This is a genomic window from Galbibacter marinus (genome assembly GCF_000300875.1).
GTDB lineage: Bacteria > Bacteroidota > Bacteroidia > Flavobacteriales > Flavobacteriaceae > Galbibacter > Galbibacter marinus.
The window spans coordinates 70980-76984 of the sequence record NZ_AMSG01000013.1 but is presented as its reverse complement, the minus strand read 5'-3'; the positions used below and the strand labels follow the sequence as shown (position 1 = coordinate 76984).

Genomic DNA, 6005 nt, shown 5'->3' with positions numbered 1-6005 from the left:
CAAACGCTTTTGTCAAAGTATGTCAGCTAACATTGTTATTTCACGAAATAAAACACGGTGTAGTTTCGTAAAATAACACCTATATGCGCATTTCGTAAAATCTGTTGCTAATATAATTACTTTTCTGTAAATTAGATACTTAGTAAGTTATTTTTTGTGGATAGCGAAACAAAATAGGTTAAATTAGATTTATTTAAGTATGGATAGCGAAACAATATTAAAAACCTTACACGACCGATTGCAAGTGCAACGCTATGCCAATAATACCATAAAATCGTATTGTGGTTATGCACAAATATTCTTAGAGTATATGAATAAATATCGTACGCTCAACGAAATACCTATTGCTGAAATAGAGGGTTTTATTAATGAAAAAGTATTTCAAGACAATATTAGTGCATCTTATCAACGCTCTTTAGTTGGGGCAATTAAGAAGATTTATGAGTTGGTCAATAATCAATCGATAGAGTTAAATTATTTATATCCTAAACGAAAATCAACCCAACTGCCTACTTTCTTTTCTCAAGAAGAAGTGAGAAAAATATTAAATGCTACAGAAAATTTAAAGCATAAAGCAATTCTTACCATTATTTACAGTTGTGGATTACGCTTAAGTGAGTTAATAAATCTTAAACTAACCGATGTAAAATCCGACAGTAATTTACTATTAATACAACAAAGCAAAGGGAATAAAGATAGGCTAGTATCTTTACCTGATAAGTTATTAAGTTTGTTGCGAGAATATTATATTGAATATAAACCCAAAATATTTTTATTTGAAGGAACTAATGATGAGCAATACAGCGAAAGAAGTGTTCAGTTAGTTTTGAAAAAGTCAATGAAAAAAGCCAATATTGCAACAAAAGGCAGTGTGCATACTTTGCGTCATTCATACGCCACACATTTAATAAAAAGCGGAATTGACATTCGGGTTGTACAAGAATTATTAGGGCATAGTGATATTAGAACAACCATGATTTACACTCATATTACAGATGTAGATAAGAAATCGACACCAAGTCCATTAGATTTTTTATAACCTAAATAAAAAACCCAACTTTACATTTTTGGGTGTAAAATTGGGTGTTTATCTTTTAACTGATTAATTACCAGTGTTTATTGCGGAGAAAGAGGGATTCGAACCCCCGGAGGTGTGACCCTCAACAGTTTTCAAGACTGCCGCATTCGACCACTCTGCCATTTCTCCTTAGCGGGTGCAAATATAGAAACCTTTTTTGAATACAAAAAGTAGAATTTAGGTTTTTTTTTGATTAAAATGTTTAAGTGTTGGTTTTGAGTAATCTATATAATTTTAAACTGGCATTTTCTTTTGACGAGCCTAACTTGGTACCTCTGAGAAAGAATTGTCATCCGAATCTCGTACTTTTGTTTAAAAACCTGATCTATGGAAATTATTCAAGCCCTAGAATGGCGTTATGCGGTTAAAAAATTTGATCCTACTAAATTCTTAAGTGAGCAGAAGGTAGCAATGCTTAAAAATGCATTTAACCTAACTGCAACCTCTTATGGATTACAACCTATAAAATTGTTAGTTATCTCCGATAAGTCGATACAAAAGAAACTTAGAGCATCGGCATTTAATCAAGCCCAGATTGAAGATGCTTCGCATGTGTTGATTTTTTGTGTTCAGCAGGGGATAGATGCCGTGTACATCAAAAGCTATTTTAATCGGGTAAAGGAAATAAGAAATACACCAGAGAATATACTGGAACCTTTTCAAAATTTCTTAATCGATGATTTTGAAAAGAAATCTAAAGACGATATATACAATTGGGCCACCAACCAAGCCTATTTGGCCATGGGTAATATGCTTACAGTGTGCGCTATGGGTGGAATTGATGCCTGCCCAATGGAAGGATTTTCCACAACGGATTATGATGAAATTCTTGATTTAAATTCAAAAAACTTGCAATCGGTACTTGTCATGCCAGTGGGGTATAGGGCAGGAGATGATTTTATGGCGGAATTAAAGAAGGTGCGTAAGCCTTTAGAAGATAGCGTGATAGATTTTAATTCTTGAGTTTGTATTTTATTACTTCCGAATTGCCTTTGCTTTTAATAACTTTGTGGAATCAACTTTTAAATAGGAAACTCTATGCCAGGATTTGAACTTTTCGGAGATTTAGAAAGAGCCCAAGTGAATGATGTGTTGGAAAGCGGCGTTCTAATGAGATATGGCTTTGATGGAGCGCGTAATGGACACTGGAAGGCTGTAGAGCTAGAAAAGGCAATCTCTGAGCGTATGGACGCTAAATACGCTCAAATGGTTAGCAGTGGTACTTCCGCATTAACGGTAGCTTTAGCGAGTGCAAATATTGGAGCAGGGGATGAAGTTATTATGCCTACCTTCACTTTTGTTGCAAGTTTTGAATCCATAATAGCCTTAGGAGCTGTGCCTATACTTGTTGATATTGATGATACATTGACATTAGACCCTGTAAAAGTTGAAAAAGCGATTACACCTAATACCAAGGTAATTATGCCCGTGCATATGTGTGGTTCTATGGCCCGGTTAAAAGAGTTAAAGGCCATTTGTGATAAGCACGGACTTTTATTGCTTGAGGATGCTTGCCAAGCTATTGGAGGAAGCTATGATGGAAAACCTTTAGGGAGTTATGGTGATTTAGGGTGCTTTTCTTTTGATTATGTAAAAACAATCACCTGTGGAGAAGGAGGGGCTTTAATTACAAATAACGAAAAGTTCGCAAAAAACGCGGATCATTTTTCCGACCATGGTCACGATCACCTAGGTAAGGATAGAGGAGCAGATGCACACCCTTTTATGGGTTATAATTATAGAATTTCAGAGCTCAATGCTGCTGTTGGACTAGCACAAATAAAACGTTTGGATGACTTCTTATCTATACAAGAAAAAAACTATAGTACATTGCGATCTGCCATAGAAAACATCCCAGGTGTTCAAATGAGAACTGTCCCAGAGCAAGGGGTTGAAAATTATTCCTTTTTAAGTTTTTTCATGCCAGATGAACAAACCGCTAGAGAAGTCCATAAAAAACTTGGAGAAAATGGCGTAGACGGCTGCTTTTACTGGTTTGATAACAACTGGCATTATATTAAAAAGTGGGATCACCTAAAAGATTTAACAAGTTTAGGAAAGCTTCCTGAGGAAGTCAGAAAAGGTTTGCCAGATTATAATAATATGGACACGAGCCAATCAGATCACTGGTTAGGACGTACAATTTCTGTTTTGATCAAACTTGGTTGGAGTGAACAAGAAGTTCATGATCGCGCCAAAAAAATGTCTGATATTATTAGTAGTGTAACCGTAGAGGTTGCTGACTAGTATCTTTTATTAATAAAATTAATAATTGACATATTCTACGATTTCTAATCCGTAACCGATTATTCCAACTCTTTTAGTTTGGGAGGAATTGGACATGAGTCGGATTTTAGAAATACCTAAATCATGAAGAATCTGGGCGCCAATACCAAAGTCCTTATTGTCCATAGGTACTCTAGGCGCTCTAAGCTCACCAGTTTTTTGCAAATCTTTTAAGGCGCTTAGTCTATTGAGTAGGTTTAAAGAATTGGTGTCTTTATTGATAAATACAATTGCCCCTTTTCCTTCTTGATTTAACAGCTGGAACATATTGTCTAACTTTTCATCAATACTACTGGTAAGAGTCCCTAATAAATCGTTATTCACTAGGGTTGAATTAATTCGAGTCAATACTGAGTCGTCTTTATTCCAATTTCCCTTAGTAAGTGCAATATGAACTTGATTATTGGTTGTTTGTTTGTAAGCTCTAAGTCGGAAAGTCCCAAATCTAGTTTCTATATCAAAGTCTTCCTTTTTCTCAATAAGGCTATCATGTTGCATTCTATAGGCCACTAAGTCTTCTATAGATACAATTTTAAGGTTAAATTCCTTGGCGACTCTGCTGAGTTCTGGTAGTCTAGCCATGGTACCATCTTCATTCATGATCTCGCAGATGACTCCTGCAGGATTTAACCCTGCTAAACGTGCAAAATCAATGGCTGCTTCCGTGTGGCCAGTTCGTCTTAAAACGCCACCTTCTTTGGCTACCAAAGGGAAAATATGACCAGGTCTGGCTAGTTCAAATTGTTTGGTATTAGGGTCAATGAGTGCTTTAATGGTTTTTGCACGGTCTCCCGCAGAAATTCCCGTAGTTACCCCATTTCCACGTAAATCCACAGAAACAGTAAAAGCTGTCTCCATGTGATCTGTGTTGTTAGTAACCATAGGGTGAAGATCAAGTTCTTTACAGCGCTTCTCTGTTAGAGGTGTACAAATAAGTCCACGTCCATGTCGCGCCATAAAATTAACAACCTCTGGAGTCACCTTATCTCCTGCGGCTACGAAGTCTCCTTCATTCTCTCTATTTTCATCGTCTACTACGATAATAACTTTTCCCATTTTGATATCAGCGATTGCTTCTTCTATGGTATCAAGTCGTATCTCTGCATTAGAGGTGATGGTATTTGTACTCATTTTCAATCTTTTTTTTCAAAGATACTTAATTTGAAGCTTCTGATTTCTTCTTTGGGTTTAATTTTCTAAAGAAGTTACCTATTGCAGTTAGTAATCCTCCAGTATCAAATAAAGCTCTGTCAGCAGTTGCTCTTCTGGTTAGAAATATACCAAGTGGTAACATGATTAATGTAGCAATCCATGCACCTAGAACAGGGGATAAGCTCCCATCTTCAGCATAGTTCTTAGTAAAGATATTTATAAAGTGGTAGATTAAGAATAACCCTATGGCTAAAACCATAGGGAGCCCAAGACCTCCTTTACGAATAATTGCCCCCAATGGAGCGCCCACAAAGAACAATATAAAACAAGCAAAGGCTAACGCATACTTCTGATGTAATGAAAGGATGTGGTGATTATAAAGTTTTATCCTACGGTTTAAATCCCATTTTTTGCCCTCGAGAGTCGATTTTGTGTTTTTCACTGTGTTCAGTGCCATATCAACCATTTGGCTCTGTCTGTAGTCCTTATAAAGCGTTATGGTGCTATCTATGTTTTTAAGAAGCATGGCTCTTACTTCTTGCTTTTCCACCTCGGAGAGCTCTTGATCTTCCTTTGGAGTATCCTTAACCTCAGGACTATTTCGAGGTTTGGACTGAATATTCGAGGCTCCTGTTCTTTTAAATATATTCTCCCCAAAATTGGTGAAGACTTTTTCGTTATCTATAGCTAAGGAATCTATAGCGTAGTTCAATTCCGAGACGTTGAGCATCTTAAAGGTGTTCTTAACCTTTTCCTCTTCTAGATCAATATTGTTGAGTTCAGAAAGATCCATAAAAATGGTATAGGTCTCAAAGTGTGCTTTAGCAAAAGGATAGTTGTCCCGTTTATCTCGGCTTTTAGCTTCCATGTCCTGGTAATAATTACCATCGATGAGTTTAAGCTGAAGTATGTTCGAATCTTCAGAACCGATCAGTTCACCATCTACAGATTTAATCACTTTTCTATTTAAACCGCCATTGGATAATTGGTGAATGATGACATTATCCAATAGGTTGTCATTAGGACCGTGTTTTTGGTCAACTTTCATACTGAAATCTTCTCCTATGGTACTAAAGGCGCCTTCACTAATGGCCATAGCTGGCTTCATTTGGGCAATATTTCTTCTGAGGTTATATGATTTGTACTCTGCAGCTGGAATGACATTATTTGCAAAGAAAAACGTTCCAAAACTCAAAAATGCAATAAAGACAACAAGACTTCTCATTGCCCTAGATAGCGATATTCCAGAGGCTTTCATGGCAGCAAATTCATAATTTTCTGCCAGGGCTCCAAAGGTCATAATGGAGGCTAGAAGCACCGTAAGTGGTAAGACGTTTGGAATTAGATTTGGAGAATAATAGAATAGAAACTTCCCTACGATTTCTAAATCGATATCCTTTCCAGCGAATTCGTCGATAAAAAACCAAATGGCTTGGAAAATAAATATAAACATCAGTATGATAAAAGAACTGATGAAATTATATAAAAA

The 6005-nt window shown here is 36.4% G+C and carries 5 protein-coding genes and 1 tRNA gene; 3 read left to right on the top strand and 3 right to left on the bottom strand.

What is annotated here, in order from left to right; all coding sequences use genetic code 11:
* Positions 1 to 199 precede the first annotated feature (199 nt).
* Positions 200 to 1039: a tyrosine-type recombinase/integrase gene (locus I215_RS10260; protein WP_008991891.1), complete on the top strand. Its 840-nt coding sequence runs from the start codon at positions 200 to 202 to the stop codon at positions 1037 to 1039.
* An 83-nt stretch (positions 1040 to 1122) separates the two neighbouring features.
* Here the strand turns inward: I215_RS10260 and I215_RS10255 are convergent.
* A tRNA-Ser gene (locus I215_RS10255) sits at positions 1123 to 1207 on the bottom strand.
* Between the two features lie 198 nt (positions 1208 to 1405).
* On the opposite strand from I215_RS10255, the gene I215_RS10250 reads away from it, so the two are divergent.
* Positions 1406 to 2041 carry an NAD(P)H-dependent oxidoreductase gene (locus I215_RS10250; protein ID WP_008991890.1) on the top strand — a complete coding sequence of 212 codons (636 nt, stop codon included), beginning with the start codon at positions 1406 to 1408 and terminating at the stop codon, positions 2039 to 2041.
* 75 nt (positions 2042 to 2116) lie between these two features.
* Positions 2117 to 3325, top strand: a complete 1209-nt coding sequence (locus tag I215_RS10245) for a DegT/DnrJ/EryC1/StrS family aminotransferase (RefSeq protein ID WP_008991889.1) — start codon at positions 2117 to 2119, stop codon at positions 3323 to 3325.
* Positions 3326 to 3343: 18 nt separating this feature from the next.
* Here the strand turns inward: I215_RS10245 and ribB are convergent, their stop codons facing one another.
* Positions 3344 to 4495, bottom strand: a complete 1152-nt coding sequence (gene ribB / locus I215_RS10240) for a 3,4-dihydroxy-2-butanone-4-phosphate synthase (RefSeq protein WP_008991888.1) — start codon at positions 4493 to 4495, stop codon at positions 3344 to 3346.
* Positions 4496 to 4520: 25 nt separating this feature from the next.
* Positions 4521 to 5969, bottom strand: a complete 1449-nt coding sequence (locus I215_RS10235) for an LptF/LptG family permease (protein WP_008991887.1) — start codon at positions 5967 to 5969, stop codon at positions 4521 to 4523.
* Positions 5970 to 6005: the final 36 nt, after the last annotated feature.